Annotated in this window: 17 protein-coding genes; 2 read left to right on the top strand and 15 right to left on the bottom strand. The window is 65.3% G+C overall.

Annotation, left to right across the window (positions count from 1 at the left end; translation table 11 throughout):
• Nucleotides 1-3 precede the first annotated feature (3 nt).
• Nucleotides 4-1119, top strand: coding sequence for an ABC transporter ATP-binding protein (locus tag JJE66_RS18075; RefSeq protein ID WP_200515661.1), 1116 nt, complete (start codon nucleotides 4-6; stop codon nucleotides 1117-1119).
• Nucleotides 1116-1883 carry an SDR family NAD(P)-dependent oxidoreductase gene (locus tag JJE66_RS18070; RefSeq protein WP_200515660.1) on the top strand — a complete coding sequence of 256 codons (768 nt, stop codon included), beginning with the start codon at nucleotides 1116-1118 and terminating at the stop codon, nucleotides 1881-1883. The genes JJE66_RS18075 and JJE66_RS18070 overlap by 4 nt, the downstream gene beginning before the upstream one ends.
• Here JJE66_RS18070 and lpxB read toward each other — a convergent pair.
• From lpxB to JJE66_RS17995, 15 genes are all read right to left on the bottom strand, one after another.
• Nucleotides 1880-3061, bottom strand: coding sequence for a lipid-A-disaccharide synthase (gene lpxB / locus JJE66_RS18065; protein WP_200515659.1), 1182 nt, complete (start codon nucleotides 3059-3061; stop codon nucleotides 1880-1882). The two genes, JJE66_RS18070 and lpxB, sit on opposite strands and share 4 nt — an antisense overlap.
• Complete coding sequence (locus tag JJE66_RS18060) at nucleotides 3058-3915, bottom strand: LpxI family protein (protein WP_200515658.1); 858 nt, start codon at nucleotides 3913-3915, stop codon at nucleotides 3058-3060. The genes lpxB and JJE66_RS18060 overlap by 4 nt, the downstream gene beginning before the upstream one ends.
• A 19-nt stretch (nucleotides 3916-3934) precedes the next feature.
• The gene (gene lpxA / locus JJE66_RS18055) at nucleotides 3935-4729 is read right to left on the bottom strand and encodes an acyl-ACP--UDP-N-acetylglucosamine O-acyltransferase (RefSeq protein WP_200515657.1); all 795 of its coding nucleotides are present in this window, start codon (nucleotides 4727-4729) and stop codon (nucleotides 3935-3937) included.
• A 187-nt stretch (nucleotides 4730-4916) separates the two neighbouring features.
• On the bottom strand, nucleotides 4917-5378 hold the full coding sequence (gene fabZ / locus JJE66_RS18050) for a 3-hydroxyacyl-ACP dehydratase FabZ (protein WP_200515656.1): 462 nt from the start codon (nucleotides 5376-5378) through the stop codon (nucleotides 4917-4919).
• Complete coding sequence (lpxD, locus tag JJE66_RS18045) at nucleotides 5375-6442, bottom strand: UDP-3-O-(3-hydroxymyristoyl)glucosamine N-acyltransferase (protein ID WP_200515655.1); 1068 nt, start codon at nucleotides 6440-6442, stop codon at nucleotides 5375-5377. Before lpxD ends, fabZ begins: the two co-directional genes overlap by 4 nt.
• Before the next feature lie 127 nt (nucleotides 6443-6569).
• Nucleotides 6570-9104, bottom strand: a complete 2535-nt coding sequence (bamA, locus tag JJE66_RS18040) for an outer membrane protein assembly factor BamA (protein WP_200515654.1) — start codon at nucleotides 9102-9104, stop codon at nucleotides 6570-6572.
• Nucleotides 9105-9279: 175 nt separating this feature from the next.
• Nucleotides 9280-10431: an RIP metalloprotease RseP gene (gene rseP, locus JJE66_RS18035; protein WP_200515653.1), complete on the bottom strand. Its 1152-nt coding sequence runs from the start codon at nucleotides 10429-10431 to the stop codon at nucleotides 9280-9282.
• A 44-nt stretch (nucleotides 10432-10475) separates the two neighbouring features.
• Nucleotides 10476-11699: a 1-deoxy-D-xylulose-5-phosphate reductoisomerase gene (gene dxr / locus JJE66_RS18030; protein WP_200515652.1), complete on the bottom strand. Its 1224-nt coding sequence runs from the start codon at nucleotides 11697-11699 to the stop codon at nucleotides 10476-10478.
• Between the two features lie 4 nt (nucleotides 11700-11703).
• Complete coding sequence (locus JJE66_RS18025; RefSeq protein WP_200515651.1) at nucleotides 11704-12546, bottom strand: phosphatidate cytidylyltransferase; 843 nt, start codon at nucleotides 12544-12546, stop codon at nucleotides 11704-11706.
• On the bottom strand, nucleotides 12543-13301 hold the full coding sequence (locus JJE66_RS18020; RefSeq protein WP_200515650.1) for an isoprenyl transferase: 759 nt from the start codon (nucleotides 13299-13301) through the stop codon (nucleotides 12543-12545). The genes JJE66_RS18025 and JJE66_RS18020 overlap by 4 nt, the downstream gene beginning before the upstream one ends.
• A 10-nt stretch (nucleotides 13302-13311) precedes the next feature.
• Nucleotides 13312-13875, bottom strand: coding sequence for a ribosome recycling factor (gene frr / locus JJE66_RS18015; RefSeq protein ID WP_200515649.1), 564 nt, complete (start codon nucleotides 13873-13875; stop codon nucleotides 13312-13314).
• Between the two features lie 66 nt (nucleotides 13876-13941).
• A complete protein-coding gene (gene pyrH, locus JJE66_RS18010; protein WP_200515648.1) occupies nucleotides 13942-14658 on the bottom strand; it encodes a UMP kinase in 717 nt (238 codons plus the stop codon).
• Between the two features lie 61 nt (nucleotides 14659-14719).
• A complete protein-coding gene (gene tsf / locus JJE66_RS18005; RefSeq protein WP_200515647.1) occupies nucleotides 14720-15643 on the bottom strand; it encodes a translation elongation factor Ts in 924 nt (307 codons plus the stop codon).
• A 136-nt stretch (nucleotides 15644-15779) separates the two neighbouring features.
• Nucleotides 15780-16775 (bottom strand): 30S ribosomal protein S2, encoded by a 996-nt coding sequence (locus tag JJE66_RS18000; RefSeq protein WP_200515646.1) that lies wholly within the window; start codon nucleotides 16773-16775, stop codon nucleotides 15780-15782.
• A gap of 209 nt (nucleotides 16776-16984) precedes the next feature.
• The gene (locus tag JJE66_RS17995; protein ID WP_200515645.1) at nucleotides 16985-19354 is read right to left on the bottom strand and encodes a caspase domain-containing protein; all 2370 of its coding nucleotides are present in this window, start codon (nucleotides 19352-19354) and stop codon (nucleotides 16985-16987) included.
• Between the last annotated feature and the right edge of the window lie 152 nt (nucleotides 19355-19506).

The raw sequence follows: 19506 nt of genomic DNA, 5'->3' as shown, positions 1-19506 counted from the left end.
GTCATGGCAGCACTGAGCATTCGCGCCTTGTCGAAGCGCTACGCCAATCTGGAGGTGCTGAAAGGCATCGACCTCGACATCGAGAGCGGCGAATTCACCGTGCTGGTCGGACCGTCCGGGTGCGGCAAGTCCACGCTGCTCAACATCGTCGCCGGGCTCGATCGCGCCAGCGACGGCACGATCGAAATCGGCGGACGCGTCGTCAACGACGTCCCGCCAAAGGATCGCGACATCGCCATGGTGTTCCAGTCCTACGCGCTCTATCCGTCGATGACGGTGCGCCAGAACATCACCTTCGGCATGGAATGCCGGAATGTACCGAAGGCGGAGCAGGAGAAGGCGCTGGCGAACGTGGCCCGGCTGCTCCAGATCGAGCCCCTGCTCGGCCGCAAGCCGTCGCAACTGTCCGGCGGCCAGCGCCAGCGTGTGGCGATGGGCCGCGCGCTGGTGCGCGATCCCCTGCTCTTCCTGTTCGACGAGCCGCTCTCCAATCTCGACGCAAAACTGCGTGTCGAGATGCGAATGGAGATCAAGCGGCTGCATCAGCGCATCGGCGCCACCATCGTCTATGTCACCCACGACCAGATCGAGGCGATGACGATGGCGACCCGCATCGCCGTGATGCATCGCGGCGTGGTGCAGCAGTTCGCCGACCCGGACACGGTCTACCGCTATCCGGCCAATCTGTTCGTAGCCCGCTTCATGGGCTCGCCGCCGATGAACACGATGCCAGCACGGCTCGAGGGCGATGCCGCCGGCGCGGTGGCCGTGATCGGCGCAGGCCGGCCGGACGAGGTCCGCCTCCGCCTGCAGGAATACGACGCGGCCGTGTCCTATGTCGGCCGCGAGGTGGTGCTCGGGATCAGGCCGGAATGCATCGCCGAGGGCGACCGTGTGTTCTCCGGTGCGACCGGCGCGCCCGTCATCGTCACAGCGCCGGTCGAGCTCGTCGAGCCCACTGGCGCCGAGACCATCGTCCTGCTGCGGCTTGGCGGCGAGCCCGCGCAGGCGCGCGTCTCGCCGGACATCCGCCCGACGCCGGGTGCGACCGCCTCCTTCGCGCTGGATACCCGCCGCATTTGCCTGTTCGACCCCGAGACGGAGCGACTGATCGCATGACTAAGACGAGCTATGCCGACCTCGCCGACCGCGTGGTGCTGATCACCGGAGGTGCCAGCGGCATCGGCGCCGCCTTCGTGCGCGCCTTCGCGAGCCAGGGCGCCCGCGTCGCCTTCCTCGACATCGACACGCAGGCGGGCGAAGCGCTGGCGCAGGAGGTGGCGAAGACCGCAGGTACCGCACCGCTGTTCGTGCCCTGTGACCTCCTCGACATCGACGCCTTGCGGGCCGCGATGGCGAAGGTCCATGCCTCGCTCGGCGATGCTGCTGTCCTCATCAACAACGCCGCCAATGACCAGCGACAGGTGCTAGCCGACGTGACCCCGGCCGAATTCGACTGGATGATCGGTGTCAATCTCAAGCACGTCTTCTTTGCCGCGCAAGCCGTGGTGCCGCAGATGCAGGCGCGCGGCGGCGGCTCGATCATCAACATGTCGTCGGTGGCCTGGATGCGCGGCGCACCGGCACTGCCGGTCTATGCCGCGGCCAAGGCTGCGGTCGTCGGCTTCACCAATTCACTGGGCCGCCGGTTCGGCCCCGACCGCATCCGCGTCAACGCAATTGCGCCGGGAATGGTGATTACGGAGCGACAGCGTCGGCTGTGGTTTCCGGACGAGCAGGCCATCACCGAGCTGCGCACGCGTCAGGCCATTCCCGATGCGGTGACGCCCGACGATATCGCCAACATGGCGCTGTACCTCGCCTCCGACGACAGCCAGCGGATCACCTGCCAGTGTTTCCGGGTCGACGGCGGTTTGGCCTAGCTTCGCCGCCCCTTTCGCATGGTCGCAAGCACGATGTCGGCGGCGAGCACGCTCGGCGATTTGTTGCCGGTCGACATGATGGTGTCGAGCTGGGCAAAAGCCTCGACCTGTTGCCGGCGCACCGATGAATCCGTCAGCACCTCGGACAGCGCTGCTGCGAGCTTCTCGGGCGCGCAGTCCTCCTGCAAAAATTCGGGGATCACGTCCTTGCCGATCACGAGATTGGCGAGGATCACAGACGAGACCTGGATCGCCCGGCGCAGGATGAAGGCCTCCATCGCGCCGACGCGATAGGCGGTCACCATCGGAATGCCTGACAGCGCCAGCTCCAGCGTCACCGTGCCCGATTTGGCCAGCGCGGCGCGCGCGATCCGGAACGCGGCGCGCTTCTCGGTTTCGCCGACCACGACCTGCGGCTTGACCGGCCAGCTCGCGACGCCCGCGCGGATGGTGGCTTCGAGATGCGGCATGGTCGGCAGCATCAATTCGAACGCGACGCCTTCAGCCTGCAACCGGCCGAGCGCCGCACCGAACACGTCGAGATGATGCCGGATCTCGCTGCGGCGGCTGCCCGGCAACACCAGCAGCACCGGTGTTTCAGCCTCGCGGCGCCTTTGCTCGTCCGTATCAGGCCGCAGCGACGGCAATTGCTCGATCAGGGGATGGCCGACATAGCTGCATGGCGGCCCGCCGAGCTTGCGGTATTCCTCCGGCTCGAACGGCAGCAGAGCCAGCACGTGATCGACATAGCCGAGCATGGCGCGCGCCCGGCCCGGCCGCCAGGCCCACACTGAGGGTGAGACGTAGTCGACCACCGGGATCGCCGGATTGCGCGCGCGCACACGGCGGGCGACGCGATGGGTGAAATCGGGGCTGTCGATGATGACGAGCGCGTCGGGCGCGGCCTCGGTTACGGCATCCGCGGTCTCACGGATCAGCCGCAGGATCTTCGGCAGCTGCTGCACCACCGCGGCAAGACCGACGATCGACAGCTCCTCGATGGGAAACAGCGTCTCGAGCCCCTCGCGCGCCATGGTGAGGCCGCCGATGCCTTCGAACTGCACGCCGTCGCCCAGGCGCTGGCGCAGCACCTTCATCAGCGCCGAACCGAGCCGGTCACCGGATTCCTCCGTCGCGATCAGGAAAATCTTCCGCTTGGGATCACGCGCCTGCATCACGCGGGCAGACCGACGACGAAAAGATATTTTGCGTCGGCGAGCGCGATCATCGCCTGCGGCTCGGCGGCAATGGTGTGGCCGGCGATCACGGCGACACCGGCAAGGCCAGCCTTGGCAACGCTCTCGATGGTGCGCGGGCCGATCGTCGGCAGGTCGAAGCGCAGATCCTGGCCGCTCTTCGGCGCCTTCACCAGCACGCCGCGTCCGGTGGCGGCGCGGATGCGGCCCTCCTCGCGCAGCCGCGCAACGCGCGCCAGCAGCGCATCGGTGCCCTCGATGTCCTCGACCGCCACTACGTGGCCATCGATCACCACCGCAGCTTGACCGATATCGAAAGGACCGAGCGCGGTCAGCACCGCGCGTCCGCGCTCGATGTCCGTCTTGCCGTTGTCGCTCGGCCAGGCGCGACTGATGCAGCCCTCGGGCATCAGCAGATCGGGCGCGAGATCCTTGATGCCGACCATGCGAAAGCCGCCTTGCTCGAGAATGCGCCCGACGCCGGACAGCAGATGATCGTCGCCGCCGCGGAAGGCCCGGATCACGGTGCCGAGCAACCGCAACGTCGTGAAGTCGAACCGGACCTCCGACAGTGAGGGCCGCACCAGCGTGCCGATGAAGATCAGATCGCGGCAGCCCTCCTCGCGAAACAGCCGCATCGCGCGGCCGAGCTGGCCGACCGAAATCCAGCGATGACGGAATTTCTCCACCTGCGCCGCATCGCAGGCGCCGCGCAGCGGAAACAGCACCGGCGTGATGCCGCGCGCGGCGAGCGACTCGGCGACCGCGAACGGCATCGCACCGCCGCCTGCGACCACGCCGACGGGTGGTGAAATCCCTGACGCCGCCGATGTCATGTCCGCGGCCATCCCGACGTCACTTTGCGATGGCGGGAAGACAGAGCGGACGATGCTTGCCCTTGCCGATGAAGTCGAGGATCTCGGCAATCGCGGGATCCTCGTCCACGAGCGGTTGCACCGCTGCGAGCCGCTCGGCAAACATACCGGGTCCATGGAACAGTTTTTGGTAGAACGCCCGCACCGTGACAAGCCGCTGCTTGGTGAACTGACGTCGCTTCATGCCGATGATATTGAGGCCCTCGAGCACCGCATACTGGCCGTTGACGAGCCCGAACGGGATGATGTCATCGCGCACGCCGCAGACCCCGCCGACCATAACCTGCGGACCGATACGCGTGAACTGATGCACCGCGGAGAGACCGCCGATGAAGACGAAGTCACCGATCTCGCAATGACCGCCGAGCGTCGCGGAGGTCGCGAAGATCACGTCGTTGCCGACATGGCAGTCGTGGCCGACATGGCTGCAGTTCATGAAATAGTTGCGCTCGCCGACCTCCGTGATGCCGCCACCGGCGACGGTGCCGGCGTTCATGGTCACGGATTCGCGAATGGTGCAGCCGGAGCCGATGGTCAGCTTGGTCAGCTCGCCGCGATAGCTGAGCGATTGCGGCGGCGTGCCGAGCGAGGCGAACGGATAGATGGTGCAATCGTCGCCGATCGTGGTTTGCGCCGTGATATGCACGTGTCCGATCAGCTTGCAGTTCTTGCCGATCACAACATGCGGGCCGATGATGCAATAGGGCCCGATCTCGGTGCCCTCGCCGATCACAGCGCCGTCTTCCACCCGCGCGGTGGGGTCGATCTTACTCATCAAGCGATCTTACTTATCAAGAAGGTCTGACTATGTGTTGAACTTGCTAGGCTTTCCGCTGGTTAGCGCGACTGCGCCCGATCTGTCCAGTGACGTATGATCTCGGCGTGTTTCAGATACAGGCTGAGCAAGCCGGGCGCTCGCATCAACGACCTCATCCAACATTTGAACGGACGGCGCGCCGGCCTCAGTCGGTCAGCATGGCCCCGACATCGGCTTCGGCGACGACCTGGCCGTTGACCTTGGCATCGCCGTGAAACCACCACATGCTCTTGCGGCGGCCGACCGAGCGCATGTGATACTCGATGGTATCACCGGGCAGCACGGGCTTGCGGAACTTGCACTTGTCGATGGTGAGGAAATAGACCGCCCGCGGCTTCTCGGTGCCCTCGACCGACTTGATGCCGATCACGCCCGCGGTCTGCGCCATGGCCTCGATCATCATGACGCCCGGATAGACCGGACGTTCGGGGAAATGGCCCTGGAAGGCCGGCTCGTTGAAGGTGACGTTCTTGATGCCGATGCCGCTGTAATCGGCCCGGATGTTGATCACCCGGTCGATCAGCAGCATCGGAAAACGGTGCGGCAGGGTCTGGAGGATCGCATTGATATCCACCAGCTCGAACTTAACAGGTGATTCCGCCGTCATTCCCGTCCCTCGTCCTTCGGATCGGCCCTGCTGTCGCGCACCAGACGCTCCACCGCGATGATCTCCTTGAACCACTGCTTGGTCGGCTTGGCAAAAAAACCGCCCCAGCGACCGCCCGGCGGGATGTCGTCCTTGACCCCGCTCATCGCCGTCACCTGGGCTCCATCACCGATCTTGAGGTGATTGTTGATGCCAACCTTCGCTCCCAGCGCCACGTTGTCGCCGATGGTCAGGCTGCCCGCGAGCCCGATCTGGGCTGCCAGCAGGCAGTGCCGACCGATCGTCACATTGTGGCCGATCTGGACCTGATTGTCGATTTTGGTGCCCTCGCCGATCACGGTGTCACGCAAGGACCCGCGGTCGATGGTGGTGCCGGCGCCGACCTCGACATCGTTCTGGATCAGCACGCGCCCGGTCTGCGGCACCTTCAGATGACCCTCGGGGCCGAAGAAGATGAAGCCGTAGCCGTCCTGGCCGATCGAGCAGCCGGGATGGATCAGGACATTGTTGCCGATCAGCGTGCACTGGATTGCCGTGCGGGCGCCGACATTGCAGTCCCGGCCGATCTTGACGCCGGGGCCGATCACCGCACCGACGCCGACCACCGTGCCGCTGCCGATCTCGACATCCGGCCCGATGACGGCGAGCGGATCGACAATGACGCCGTCCTCGATACGGGCCGAGGGATCGATGATCGCCGACGGCGCGATGCCGTCATTGCCGACCCAGGATTGCGGCCTCAACGCATCGCCGTGCCATTGCCGCGCGATCCCGACGAAGGCTCGAAACGGCTGCGCCGCCCGCAGCACGGCCACATGGGCGGGCACCCGAGCCTCGAAGCGCGGACTCACCAGGCAGGCGCCTGCCTTGGTCGCCTTGAGCTCATCGGCATATTTGAGGTTGTCGAAAAATGCCAAATGCATCGGACCGGCTTCGTCGAGCGAAGCGAGGCCCGTGATGACATGATCGCCCCGGGTGGGATCGACCAATTGTGCCTTGGTCAGCGCGGCAATGTCAGCCAGCGTTGACGCTGGCGGCTTTGTGAAGAAGGTCGGCTGCGCCATTCCACCCCGTCGCGGTCCGGCTTCGGCATGAAGCGATGAGGCCGCATCATGCCTTATCTCACGGATTGAGCACGATCTTTTTCGAGACCGGCCCCACGTGGGGCCGGATCATGCCCTGCTGTTCGAATTAGAACGTCGTGCCGCCGCCGAACCGGAATTCCTGCGTGCGGTCATACTTGCCCTTGGTGAGCGGCACCGCGTAGTCGAAGCGCAGCGGACCGAACGGCGAGGCCCAGATCAGGCCGACACCGACCGACGACCGGATGACCTTGCTGTCGTCGTAGACCAAGCCGGTACAGGTGCCGGGCGAGGCTCCCGGAGAGATCGTCGACGCCGTACAGGACGAGTTCCTGGTCGTCGTCGTTTCACCTGTCAGCGCCCAGGTCGTCGGACCCTGGTAGTCGTAGAGACCACCGGCGTCGGCGTAGACCGCGCCCTTCAGACCCACTTCCTTGGGCAGGAACCAGAACGGCATCTGCAATTCGAGCGAAGCGCCCCAGTACTTGGTGCCGCCGAGCGCATCCTGCGTGCCATAGGGGTTCAAATCGCGCGGGCCGATGCCGTTCGGGGCAAAGCCGCGAACGAGATTCGGACCCATCTGGAAGTGATCGAGCATGCGCAGGTCGCTGCCGACCTTGGTCAGAACACCGCCCTGAAGGTGGACGAGGCCGACGAGATCAGACACCAGCGACTGGTAGTACTTCGCATCAGCGACGGACTTCAGGTAGGAGACGTCGCCGCCGACGCCGGCGAAGTCCTGCTTGAAGTCGATGATCAGGCCGTCGGTCGGGTTCTTGTTGTTGTCGAGCGTATTGTAGGTCAGCGAGTAGCCGAGCGCTGAGGTCAGGGTCTTGCCGCCGGCGAGCTCCTTGCGGACCGGCAGAGACGCTTCGCCGTCGCTGTAGCAGCCGAGGCCGTTGGTCGAGCTCAGGTCGATGCCGTTGAGGTTGGCAAAGGCCGGGCTCGGGTTGAACGCCGACGAACCAATGATGTTGTTACAGTTCGCCAGGTAGTACGGCAGCGTGATTTCCTGCTGGTAGACCGAGTAGCGCAGCTGGAGCGCCAGATCTTCACGCAAGGAGAAGCCGAGGCGCGGTGAGAAGCCCAGCGTCTTGGTGCCGTAGGAGATGTAGCTGTTGGACAGCTGGGTGCGCTGATAGAAGTCGAGACCCAGCGCGATACGGTAGTCGAGCAGATACGGCTCGACGAACGACAGCGAATAGCCGCGCGCATACTGGCCGTAGGTGACCGACGCCTTGGCGAACAGGCCACGGCCGAGCAGGTTGCGCTCGGAGACCGAGACTTCAGCCAGCGCACCGTCGGTCGTCGAGTAACCGCCCGAGACCGAGAAGTCACCGGTCGACTTCTCCTCGAGATCGACGTTCAAGACTACGCGGTCGCTGGAGGAGCCCGGCTCCGTCGTGATCTTCACGGTCTTGAAGTAGTCGAGGTTCTTCAGGCGGCGCTCGGCGCGATCGACCAGCGCACGATTGTAGGCGTCACCCTCGGAGATATCGAACTCGCGACGGATCACGTAGTCACGGGTACGGGTGTTGCCGCGGATGTTGATGCGTTCGATATAGGTGCGCGGACCCTCGTCGATGTTGAACACGACCGAGACGGTGTGCGCATCGAAATTGCGATCGCCGCCCGGACGCACCACCGCGAAGGCGTAACCGCGGCGCGAGGCCTCGATCTGCATGTCCTCGACCGACTTCTCGACCGATTCGACATTGTAGAGCGAGCCGACATTGACGCGCGAAAAGGACCGCAACGTGCTCGCGTCGAAGTTCGCGATACTGGTGCGGAAATCGACGGTACCGACGCGGTACTGCTGGCCTTCCTCGATCTTGAAGGTGACGTTGAAGCCCTTCTTCTCGGGATCGTATTCGGTGAGCGCGGCGACGACCTGAACGTCGGCGAAGCCGTTCTTGAGGTAGAAGCGGCGAATCAGGTCGCGGTCGGCCTCGACGCGGTCCGGATCGTAGATGTCACCGCTGCTGAGGAAGCTCAGCAAATTCGATTCGTGGGTCTTGATGACGTCCCTGAGGCGGTAGGACGAGAACGCGGTGTTGCCGACGAACTCGATCGATTTCACCGCGGTCTTGGCGCCTTCGTTGATCGTGAAGACGAGATCGACGCGGTTGTTCGGCTGCTCGATGATCTCGGGGTTGACGGTCACGTCATAGCGGCCGGAGCGACGATAGATTTCGGCGATTCGCAGCGTGTCCGACTGCACCATGGCGCGGGAGAACGTGCCGCGGGCCTTGGACTGGACTTCGGCGGTGAGCTGCTCGTCCTTGATCTTCTTGTTGCCCTCGAACGCGACGCGGCCGATCACCGGGTTTTCCACCACCGAGACGATGAGCTGGCCGCCGGCGCCGCGGTTGATCTTCACGTCCTGGAACAAACCGGTCTCGATCAGCGCCTTGAGGCCATCATCGATGGCGCCCTGATCAAGGTGACCACCCGGACCCGGCTTGAAATAGGAGCGGATCGTCTCCACTTCGACCCGGCGATTCCCTTCGACGGAAATCGACTGCACGGTCTGGGCAAGCGCAGACGAAGGCACGAAAACAGCCCCAATCGGGGCAACCACCGGCGCGCCGAACATGATCAGGGTCGCTAGCAAGCCACCCCGGAGTCGCAGTCCAAACTTCATTGCGCAACGCGCCCTTATCAACGTACCAGACCCAACCCCAAAGCCGGTCTGGGAGATTCCCCAAGTTCAAGCCGCTTGTAGCCAATTTCACCGACGCAGCAAACGGCCGAGCACGCCGTAATTTCAATTTCATTCCAAGACGTTGCCCAACAGCAACGCCACAAAAAAGCCCCTATCAGGAAGCCGCCATCCGAAGGATGTCGTTGTAGGTCGCAAACACCATCAGCATCAGCACCAGACCGAGCCCGATTCGGAACCCCATCTCCTGGGTCCGCTCGGACAGCGGACGGCCGCGCACGACCTCGGCCGTGTAGAACAGAAGGTGACCGCCATCGAGCAGCGGGATCGGGAACAGATTCAACAGGCCGATCGAGACCGACAACACCGCGCACAGATTGATCACGAACTGGAACCCGGCGCTGGCCGCCTGCCCTGACATCTTGGCAATGCCGAGGACGCCGCTGACCTCGTTCGGATTGCCCTGTCCGATAAACAGCGAGCCCAGGAACTTGAAGGTGCTGGTGATGATGAACCAGACCTGCTCGACCCCGATCTTGAGCGCCTCGCCGACACCAACCGGCGAGGTCGAGGCCTCACCGGCCTGGGACTTGTGTTCGACGCCGAGCACGCCGACGCGGTGGCTGTTGCCGAACGGATCCTTGCGCTCCAGCAGCGCCGGCGTCGCGGTCAACGACACCACCGAACCATCCCGCTTCACCCGGAAGACCAGCGCCGAACCGGCGCTCGTCGCGACGATCCGCTGCATGTCGGCAAAGCTCTCGATCGACTTGCCGTCGATCTGCACGACGACGTCGCCGATCTTGAAGCCGGCGGCGGCCGCAGCGCCGTCCGCGACGACGCCGTCCACACGCGCGATCGTGCTCGGCTTGCCGTAATACAGGGCCATGCCTGCGAAAATCAGTGCGCCGAGGATGAAATTGGCAATCGGTCCGGCCGCGACGACGGCTGCGCGCGGGCCGACCTTCTTGTGATGGAAGCTGCCGGCGCGCTCCTCGTCCGTCATGGCGGCGAGTGTCTGGGCCGACGGCGTGGAGGCCTCGCTCTCGTCGCCGAAGAACTTGACGTAGCCGCCGAGCGGGATCGCCGAGATCTTCCAGCGGGTGCCATGGCGGTCGTTGAAACCAACCAACTCAGGTCCGAAGCCGAGCGAAAAGGTTAACACCCGAACGCCGGCCCAGCGCGCGACCAGGAAATGGCCGAGCTCATGGAAGAACACGACGATGGTCAGGACGAACAGGAAAGGAACTGCGTAACCGAGGAGCCCATGGCTCAACATATTGAAACTATGGACGAAAAAGTCGATCATCGAATTCCCTCATCCAGCGCCGCAAGGCCCTGGCCCCGAACTACCTAGGATGCCTTTAAGGCAATTTGAGGCAATAGGGCGGCAGCTTTATTTCGCGAAACATGGTCAACGGATATGGCATCATCCGCAGAGGTCATGGGGCCCCGGTTCCCGCCCCGGATCCAGTCCTCCAGCGTCGCCTCGACCAGCCGGGCGATGGCGCCAAACCGGATCTTGCCGGCGATGAAGGCCGCGACCGCGACCTCGTTGGCAGCGTTGTAGACGGTGGTCGCCCCCTTGCCGTGCCGGAGCGAATCGAAGGCCAGGCGAAGCCCGGGGAACCGCTCGAAATCCGGCGCCTCGAAGGTGAGCTGGCCGATCTTGGCCAGGTCGAGCTTGGCCGCCGGTCCCTTGATCCGGTCGGGCCAGCCGAGACAATGGGCGATCGGCGTGCGCATGTCGGGCGAGCCGAGCTGGGCCACCACCGAGCGGTCGGAGAACTCGACCATGCCGTGGATGATCGACTGCGGATGCACCAGCACGTCGATCTCGTCGGGCGTCAGCGCGAACAGATAGGATGCCTCGATCACCTCGAGCCCCTTGTTCATCATCGAGGCGGAATCGATCGTGATCTTCTGGCCCATGCTCCAGTTCGGATGCTTCAGGGCTTGCGCGAGGGTCGCCCGCTCGATGTCGGCCGGCTTCCAGGTCCGGAACGGCCCGCCCGAGGCGGTGATGATGACGCGAACCAGTTCGTCGCGATTGCCCGATGCCAGCGCCTGAAACAGCGCATTGTGCTCGGAATCGGCCGGCAAGATACAGGCGCCCGCTTTCGCTGCGCGCTGCATGAAGAAATCGCCGGCGCAAACCAGGCACTCCTTGTTCGCGAGCGCAACATGCGCACCGCGATCGACCGCAGCCAAAGCCGGCTTCAGTCCGGCCGCGCCGCTGACGGCCGCCATCACCCAATCCGCCGGTCGTGCGCCCGCCTCGATCACCGCGCTTTCGCCGGCGCCGCATTCGGTGCTCGTGCCCGCGAGTGCGGCCTTGAGCTCTGCGAACTTAGAGGCGTCGGCGATCGCGACAAAGCGCGCGGAAAATTCCTTCGCCAGCTTGGCGAGCGCCTCGACATTGCTGTTCGCCGTCAAGGCTTCGACGCGATAGCGCTCGGGCGAGGCGCGCAGCAGATCCATCGTGCTGTCGCCGATCGAGCCGGTGGCGCCGAGCACAGTGACGCTTCGGATGTCGGCCGCAGCAAGCTTGTTGTTACGCAAAGGGACTGCGCTCATATCCTCACCAAACCACAAGTCCGCTTCCGGCGCTATGCACACCATGGCGGAGGAAGCCGATAATCCATGCCACCAGGATGGCGGCGACAAAGCCGTCCAGACGGTCCAGAAGCCCGCCATGGCCGGGAATTAAGTGACTGGAATCCTTGACGCCGAAGCGCCTTTTCACCGCGGATTCGAACAGATCGCCCGCTTGCGAGACCACGGTGAGAACGGCACTGAGGACCAAGAGCGGAACGGCCTTGCCGAAGCCGGAGGCCGCAAAACCGGCCGCGACCGCGAGGCTTGCCACGACGCTGCCGAGTGCCCCGGCCCAAGTCTTCTTTGGGCTCACGCGCGGCCACAGCTTTGGTCCGCCGATGCTACGGCCGGCGAAATAGCCGCCGATATCGGTCGCCCACACCACGAGCAGCACGAACATCAGTGCGGCGAAGCCGTTGACGAGATCCTGCCGCATCAGGATCGAGGCCAGCAGCGCTGCGGACGCATAGGCGAACCCGGTCGCGGCCCAAACGAACTTGCCTCGCGCGATCAGCGTCACGATCGCGCCGCCGATGATGCCGGTGATAACAGCGGTCTTGAGCGCGCCGAAGGCGACGCAAGCTCCCATCATGGCGATGACGATCGTCCCTGCCCCGGTCAGCGCAGCGGATCCCGCTTCCACCACCATCAGCCATTCCGCAAACAGCCCGATCGATACCAGGGTGACGAGAAGCGCCCACAGCCAGCCACCGGCATAGGCGAGCGCGATCGTAACCGGCGCAAGCACCAGCGCTGCGAGAACCCGCATCACGAGATTGCTGGAGGCAGGCGCCGAGCCGGCCTGTGCGGCGTCAGGTTCGCTCACGAGGCGGTTTTCGCGACTAGGCCGCCGAAACGGCGCTCGCGCCTGGCGAATTCGGCGATCGCGCTTTCGAGCGCCGCCTTGTCGAAATCGGGCCAATGGATCGGCACGAACACCAGCTCGCTATAGGCGGCCTGCCACATCAGGAAATTGGACAGGCGCTGCTCGCCGCTGGTGCGGATGATGAGGTCGGGATCGGGAATGTCGGGTGCATCGAGATGGGCGCCGAGGCTGTCGGCGTCGATCGTGGCGGGATCGCGACTGCCGTCTGCGACTTCGCGTGCGAGCTTCTGCGCCGCTTTCGCGATCTCCTGCCGCGAGCCGTAGTTGAAGGCGACGACGAGCGTGAGGCGCGTGTTGTCGCGCGTCAATTCTTCGGCCTCGTTCAGGAGCGCGCAGATGTCGCCCTCGAGCCCGTCGCGCTCGCCGATAATGCGGACCTTGACGCCGTCGCGGTGCAGGCTTGCGAGATCGTTGCGGATGAAGCGCCGCAACAAACCGAAGAGATCGCCGATCTCGCTCGCCGGACGCGACCAGTTTTCCGAGCTGAAAGAGAAGATGGTGAGATAGCGGATGCCGAGCTCGTGCGAGGCACGCACCACGCGGCGCAACGCCTCGACGCCACGGCGATGTCCCTCCGCTCGCGGCAGACCGCGCGCGGCCGCCCAGCGCCCGTTGCCATCCATGATGATGGCGACGTGCGCAGGCGCGTCGGACCGGTCAGGTCCTTCCGTTGCGGGCGCGGCGGCGTTGGACATGACGGCGGCCTTAAACGGTCAGGATTTCTTTTTCCTTGGTGGCCAGCAGCTGGTCGATCTCGGTGATGGTGCCATCGGTCACCTTCTGCACCTCGTCGGCGTGACGCTTCTGATCGTCCTCCGACATCTCGTGATTCTTCTCGAGCTTCTTCAGGACGTCCAGGCCGTCGCGGCGGACGTGGCGCGCGGCGACCTTGGCGGCTTCGGCGTATTTGTGCGCAACCTTGACGAGCTCCTTGCGACGCTCCTCGTTGAGCTCGGGGATGCGCAGGCGCAGCACCTGGCCTTCGGTCGCGGGCGACAGGCCGAGATTGGAATCGACGATCGCCTTCTCGACCGGCTTGACCATCGACTTGTCCCAGACCTGCACCGAGATCATTCGCGGCTCCGGCACGCTGACGGTGGCGAGCTGGTTCAGCGGCATGTGGCTGCCGTAAGCCTCGACCTGCACCGGATCGAGCATCGAGGCCGACGCGCGGCCCGTACGCAGCCCGCCAAGCTCGTGCTTGAGGGACTGGATGGCGCCCTGCATGCGGCGCTTCACTTCGTTGAGGTCGAAATTACCCGTGGCCATCACGTTTCTCCTTCAAAATCCCGGCGACTTCTCCGCGCCCCTCCCCAGGACGCGAGCGATGAGCCGTCAACCGGCGACGATGGTTCCGTGGCCACCGCCACGCAGAATCGCGCCGATCGAACCCGGCTCCGCGATCGAGAACACGATGATAGGCAGCGACGTCTCGCGGGCAAGCGCGAAGGCGGTCGCATCCATCACCTTGTAGCCGCCCTCGATGGCCTGTGAATGCGTCAGCCGGTCGAACCGCGTAGCGGTCGGATCCTTTTTCGGATCGGCCGAGTAGACACCGTCGACATTGGTCGCCTTCAGGACGGCCTGGGCGCCGATCTCGGCGGCGCGCAGCACGGCGGTCGTATCGGTGGTAAAAAACGGATTGCCGGTTCCGCCACCGAGCAGCACGATCCGGCCCTCGGCGAGGTATTCATGTGCCGCAGTGCGGGTGAACAGCTCGGAAATTTCGGGCATGACGAAGGCCGACAGCGTGCGCGCCGGCGTGCCCTTGCGCTCGATCGTGGCCTCGAGCGCGAGACAGTTCATCATGGTCGCGAGCATGCCCATGGTGTCGCCGGTCGGACGCGACACGCCGCGCGAGGACACCTCGACGCCACGAAAGATGTTGCCGCCGCCGATCACGACCGCAACTTCGGTTCCGAGCTGGCGGGCGGCGATCAGATCGTCCGCAACACGGTCGATGGTCGGCTGATCTATGCCAAACCCCTGCTGTCCCGCGAGATATTCGCCGGACAGCTTGATCACGACGCGACGATAGACCGGGTCAGTCATGAGCACTTTTCCTTGTCCGGGCGCCGCTTCCGGCGGCACGCCGGAAGGAACATTCCGGCGCTTACTTCTTGCCGCTGGCGGCGGCGACTTCGGCCGCAAAGTCGCTTTCCTGCTTCTCGATTCCCTCGCCGAGAGCATAGTTCACAAAGCCCGCGATTTTGATCGGGCCGCCGATCTTACCCTCGGCTTCCTTCACCGCCTGGGCAACTGACTTGCCGCTATCGTGGATGAAGGCTTGATCCAGCAGACAGACTTCCTTGTAGTAGGTCTTCAGGCCCGACTCGACGATCTTCTCGATGACGTTCTCGGGCTTGCCCTGCTGGCGATATTTGTCGGCCAGCACGTCCTTCTCGCGCTTGACGACCGCCGGATCCAGACCGGTCGGATCCAGCGCCAACGGCTTGGCGGCGGCGACATGCATTGCGAGCTGGCGGCCGAGCACAGCTAGTTCGTCGGCCTTGCCGGGCGATTCCAGTGCCACTATCACGCCAATCTTGCCCGCGCCTTCGACCACTGCGTTGTGGACGTAGCTAGACACCACGCCCTGGCTCACTTCGAGCGCAGCGGCCCGGCGCAGCGTCATGTTCTCGCCGATGGTGGCGATCGCGTCATTGATCGCAGTTTCGACCGTGACGTCGCCGATCTTGGCGGCCTTGATCTTCTCGACATCGGCACCGACGTCGAAAGCGACTTGGGCGATCATCTTGACCAGACCCTGGAACTGGCCGTTGCGCGCGACGAAGTCGGTCTCGGAATTGACCTCGACCACGACGCCCTTGGTGCCCTTGGTGAGCGCGCCGATCAGGCCCTCGGCCGCGACGCGGCCCGACTTCTTGGCGGCCTTCGACAGGCCCTTCTTGCGGAGCCAGTCTTGCGCCGCTTCCATGTTGCCGTCGTTTTCGGTCAGCGCGGCCTTGCAGTCCATCATGCCTGCGCCGGTGGACTCGCGCAGATCCTTGACCATCGCAGCAGTGATCGTTGCCATCGTTGAAAATCCTTCTTGCCTGCCGGTTCGCCGCGGCGCGGCTCCAATTGCCCCGCCGCGGTCCATCTCAGGAATTCGCGTCAACTGAATGAAATGGTGGCCGGACCCTGTCCGGCCAATCGATCGCTCTTTTTGACTATTCCGCTTCCGCGGTCAGCGCCTTGGCCTTGGCAACCCAGGCATCCGCGCGGCTCGGCAGACCGACATTTTCGCCGATCGTATGCGCGGTGTCGTGGTCGAGCTCGGCGAGCTGCCAATAATGGAAGATGCCGAGGTCGTTGAACTTCTTCTCGATCGCACCCGACACGCCCGGGAGCTTCTTGAGGTCGTCGGCGGTGCCGCGCGGACCGGCAAGGCCCTGGAAGCCGCTCGACGGGGCGGCCGGCAGCTCTTCGGCGAGCGGACGGGTCGAGGCGCCGACATCGATGCCCGAATCGCCCTGGGCGCGCGAGATGCCGTCGATCGCCGCACGCGCGATCAGGTCGCAATAGAGCGAGATGGCGCGGCCGGCGTCGTCATTGCCCGGCACCACATAGGTGATGCCCTTCGGGTCGGAATTGGTGTCGACGATCGCGGCGACCGGGATGTTGAGCCGCTGGGCTTCCTGGATCGCGATGTCTTCCTTGTTGGTGTCGATCACGAAGATCAGGTCGGGCAGACCGCCCATGTCCTTGATGCCGCCGAGCGAGCGATCGAGCTTGTCGCGCTCGCGCTGAAGCGTCAGGCGCTCCTTCTTGGTGTAGGAGGAGGCTTCGCCACCGGCCAGCACGTCGTCGAGATGACGCAGGCGCTTGATCGAAGCCGAGATCGTCTTCCAATTGGTCAGCGTGCCGCCGAGCCAGCGCGAATTGACGAAATACTGCGCGCAGCGCTTGGCCGCGTCCGCGACGCCGTCCTGCGCCTGGCGCTTGGTGCCGACGAACAGGATGCGACCGCCCTTGGCAACCGTGTCGCTGACAGCCTGCAAGGCCGTGTGCAGCAGCGGCACGGTCTGGGCGAGGTCGACGATGTGAATGTTGTTGCGAGCGCCGAAAATGAACGGAGCCATTTTCGGATTCCAGCGGTGAGACTGGTGACCAAAGTGTACGCCAGCTTCGAGGAGCTGACGCATAGTGAAATCGGGTAGTGCCATCGTTCTAATTCTCCGGTTGGTTCCTCCGGAAGCGTGTGAGCAAAACGGAGCGTTGTCGCCCCGGCTGCCACCGGACGGCCTTGTGAGCCATGCTTCCGTGTGAGATGGCCGGCTGTATAGCGCGATTTCGGCCAGACGCAAGGAAATAAGGGCCTTTCGGGGCTTTTGCCGCCACCGAAAGACCCAATCCGGCAATTCCGCCCTGCCCGCTAGCACTTTGGCTGGTTGGGTGGGCATTTCTTCGGGGCCGCAGGGCGCGGCGGCGGCGCGGCCGGTCGCGGTGGGGCCGCAGCCACCCGGGGCGGCGGTGGCGGCGCTGGACGGGCCGCCGGCGGCGGCGCGGGCCGTGCGGCAGCGACAGGCGGCCGCGGTGGCGGCGCAGCTATCCGCGGCGGAGGCTGAGGCGTCGGCCTTGCGACCGCCTGCGGACGCGGCGGGGCCGGCGCCGGTTTTGCCGCCTGCGCGGGTCGCGGGGCGGCTCGCAGATTCTGTGGCTTGATCGGCTCGCGCGCAGCGACCGGCGGCGGCGTCGTCGGCTTCACTGAGGTCACCGCTGGCTTGCCCGCCGGGGGCGTGGTCGGTGGGGTCACCGCTGGCTCATGCGCCAATGATTTCGCCCGCGGCTCCCGCCCGCCGACTGCCGGCGTTTGCGCTACGGGCGGCTTGGCGGTCGGTGCGGTGGCAGCATTGGCCGGAGCGGTCGCGTTGGCTGGCGCCGTCGCTGCATTGGGATGAGCCTGATTGGGATGAACCTCCGGCAGGCCGTTGGCGGGCGCCCTTGCCGTCGGCGCCAGGCGGTTCGGCGGCAGTCCGGCTGCGGCGGGCGGTGCCGGCGGCGTGTTCTGGCTGCCCGGAACCGGAAGCGCGTGGCCGACCGCCGGCGCCGTCTGTGGCGCGATTGCAGTCGGCGTGGCGTTGACCGGCTTTACGAGCATCGTCGCCGGCTTTGCCGTGGGGTTGCTGACGAATGCGGCCTGGCTCGGCTTGAGCTGCTGCTTCGGGTTGGTCTGGATCGCCAACGCCTGTTGCCTGACAGCGCCGGGCACCGGCGTCAACGCGCCCGCTCGGCCGGCCCCATTCGCTGCCACGGTCGCTGCGGCCGCGATATTCCCGGCCGGCGGCGGTGCCGGCGCATGGTTGATCACGGTGTTGATGACCGTGGTGTTGTGGATGTTCTGGTAGATGATGTTGTTCGGCGGCGGCGCGACATAGACCGGCGGCCTGACGAACACCGGGATCGGCACGAAGACCGGCTGCGGCAGCACGAACAGCCCAACGACGGCGAGCGGCGGCGCCAGCACGACGAAGTCCGGCGGCGGCGGCGGCAGATAATAAACCGGCGGCGGCGGCGGTGGCGCGAAGCCGAAATCGGGATCGCTGAAATACAGCACGGGACGGTCGACATAGACGATCTCCTCGGGCGGCGGCGGAGGCACGTCATAGTCCATCATCGCGAAGGTCGGCGGCGGCTCGATCGGCGCGGTCAGGATCGCAAGCCTGCGCCGTGCATCGCCCGCATGCGGCCCGCGCGGATAGCGGCGCAGATATGACCAATAGGCGTCGGGCGTGTCGGTGCGATAGCTCCGTCGCCAGGTGATCGCCTCGCGGCGCGCCGCGACGATCGCCATCACGCGCTTGGCGAGGGGATCGCCGGGATAGGCGGCGAGAAAGTCCTCATAGGCCGGCAGCGTGTCGCGCTCGAGCGCGGCCGCATAGGCGTCCTGCACGCCGAGATCGCGGATTGGCTTGTTCCGAATCGCGGCGACCTGGTCGGGTGCGGCCTGCGGCGGCGGCGCGTCGGGGGCGCGCTCGAAGAAGGCAAATTGCGCGGCGACCTTCTGGTCGTCCCACGGCACCTGCGCGCCCTTCGAGGCCTCGTTGACGCGCAGGCGAACGCGGTCGAACACCTCCGGCAGCGATAGGCCGCCGGTGCGGATCATCTCGGCGAGCGATTGCGCATAGATGCCGTAGGGCCCCGGCTCCTCCGGCGCCACCGTGCCGGGCGCGGCGTTAAAGGCGATCAGCATGTTCGGATCGGGCTCGACCAGCGCCAGCCCGCTCGCGATCGGCTGCTGGCCGCCCTCGACGAAGGGCTGCGCGCGCGCGGCGTCGAGCACGACGATGTTGGCCTTGAGCGGGATCGAGGCAAGCTGGCGGGCATAGTCGCCGATGCGCAGCGCCTCGGTCGGAATGTCGGTGTCACGCGTGATGCTGGAATCGACCGGGATGAAATAGTTCTCGCCGGCAAGCTGCACGCCATAGCCCGCCAGATAGATCATCGCGACGGTGCCGGGGCCCGAGGCCTGCGCCTTCTGGATGAAATCGCGAAAGCTCTTGCGCAGCGTGTCGCCGTCGAGATCGCGCGCGCCGACCACGTCGAAGCCCGCCGCCTGCAGCGTCTGCGCGATCAGGCCGGCATCGTTGGCGGTGGTTGCCAGCGGCGATTTGGCATAGGCGCCGTTGCCGACCACGAGCGCGATGCGCTTCTCCTGCTGCTGCGCGCGAACTGGTGTGAGCGCGCCCGCAACCAACAGGATCGGCAGAAGGAAGCAGATGAAGACCTTGTGTGTCCCGCGCATAGCTTGCTCGCCCGTTATTGTTGTTAAGGTGCCACCACGCATGAGATGCTCAGCCGGCTGAACGGCACTTGAACGAAAGGCTCGGATTGAGGCGACGGCATGGCACCCCGCCCGCCTCGGCGTCCAGCGTCAGCTCCGCGTAAGCCTCGGCC

The organism is Bradyrhizobium diazoefficiens, assembly GCF_016612535.1.
Classification (GTDB): domain Bacteria; phylum Pseudomonadota; class Alphaproteobacteria; order Rhizobiales; family Xanthobacteraceae; genus Bradyrhizobium; species Bradyrhizobium diazoefficiens_C.
The sequence above is the reverse complement of the archived record's forward strand: the minus strand, read 5'-3'. Positions and strand labels throughout refer to the sequence as shown.

Excerpts from the sequence above, each read along its gene's own strand:
- JJE66_RS18075 (WP_200515661.1), top strand. The coding sequence starts at position 4 with ATGGCAGCACTGAGCATTCGCGCCTTGTCGAAGCGCTACGCCAATCTG.
- JJE66_RS18070 (WP_200515660.1), top strand. The coding sequence starts at position 1,116 with ATGACTAAGACGAGCTATGCCGACCTCGCCGACCGCGTGGTGCTGATC.
- JJE66_RS18060 (WP_200515658.1), bottom strand. The coding sequence starts at position 3,915 with ATGACATCGGCGGCGTCAGGGATTTCACCACCCGTCGGCGTGGTCGCA.
- lpxA (WP_200515657.1), bottom strand. The coding sequence starts at position 4,729 with ATGAGTAAGATCGACCCCACCGCGCGGGTGGAAGACGGCGCTGTGATC.
- fabZ (WP_200515656.1), bottom strand. The coding sequence starts at position 5,378 with ATGACGGCGGAATCACCTGTTAAGTTCGAGCTGGTGGATATCAATGCG.
- lpxD (WP_200515655.1), bottom strand. The coding sequence starts at position 6,442 with ATGGCGCAGCCGACCTTCTTCACAAAGCCGCCAGCGTCAACGCTGGCT.
- bamA (WP_200515654.1), bottom strand. The coding sequence starts at position 9,104 with ATGAAGTTTGGACTGCGACTCCGGGGTGGCTTGCTAGCGACCCTGATC.
- rseP (WP_200515653.1), bottom strand. The coding sequence starts at position 10,431 with ATGATCGACTTTTTCGTCCATAGTTTCAATATGTTGAGCCATGGGCTC.
- dxr (WP_200515652.1), bottom strand. The coding sequence starts at position 11,699 with ATGAGCGCAGTCCCTTTGCGTAACAACAAGCTTGCTGCGGCCGACATC.
- JJE66_RS18020 (WP_200515650.1), bottom strand. The coding sequence starts at position 13,301 with ATGTCCAACGCCGCCGCGCCCGCAACGGAAGGACCTGACCGGTCCGAC.
- frr (WP_200515649.1), bottom strand. The coding sequence starts at position 13,875 with ATGGCCACGGGTAATTTCGACCTCAACGAAGTGAAGCGCCGCATGCAG.
- pyrH (WP_200515648.1), bottom strand. The coding sequence starts at position 14,658 with ATGACTGACCCGGTCTATCGTCGCGTCGTGATCAAGCTGTCCGGCGAA.
- tsf (WP_200515647.1), bottom strand. The coding sequence starts at position 15,643 with ATGGCAACGATCACTGCTGCGATGGTCAAGGATCTGCGCGAGTCCACC.
- JJE66_RS18000 (WP_200515646.1), bottom strand. The coding sequence starts at position 16,775 with ATGGCACTACCCGATTTCACTATGCGTCAGCTCCTCGAAGCTGGCGTA.
- JJE66_RS17995 (WP_200515645.1), bottom strand. The coding sequence starts at position 19,354 with ATGCGCGGGACACACAAGGTCTTCATCTGCTTCCTTCTGCCGATCCTG.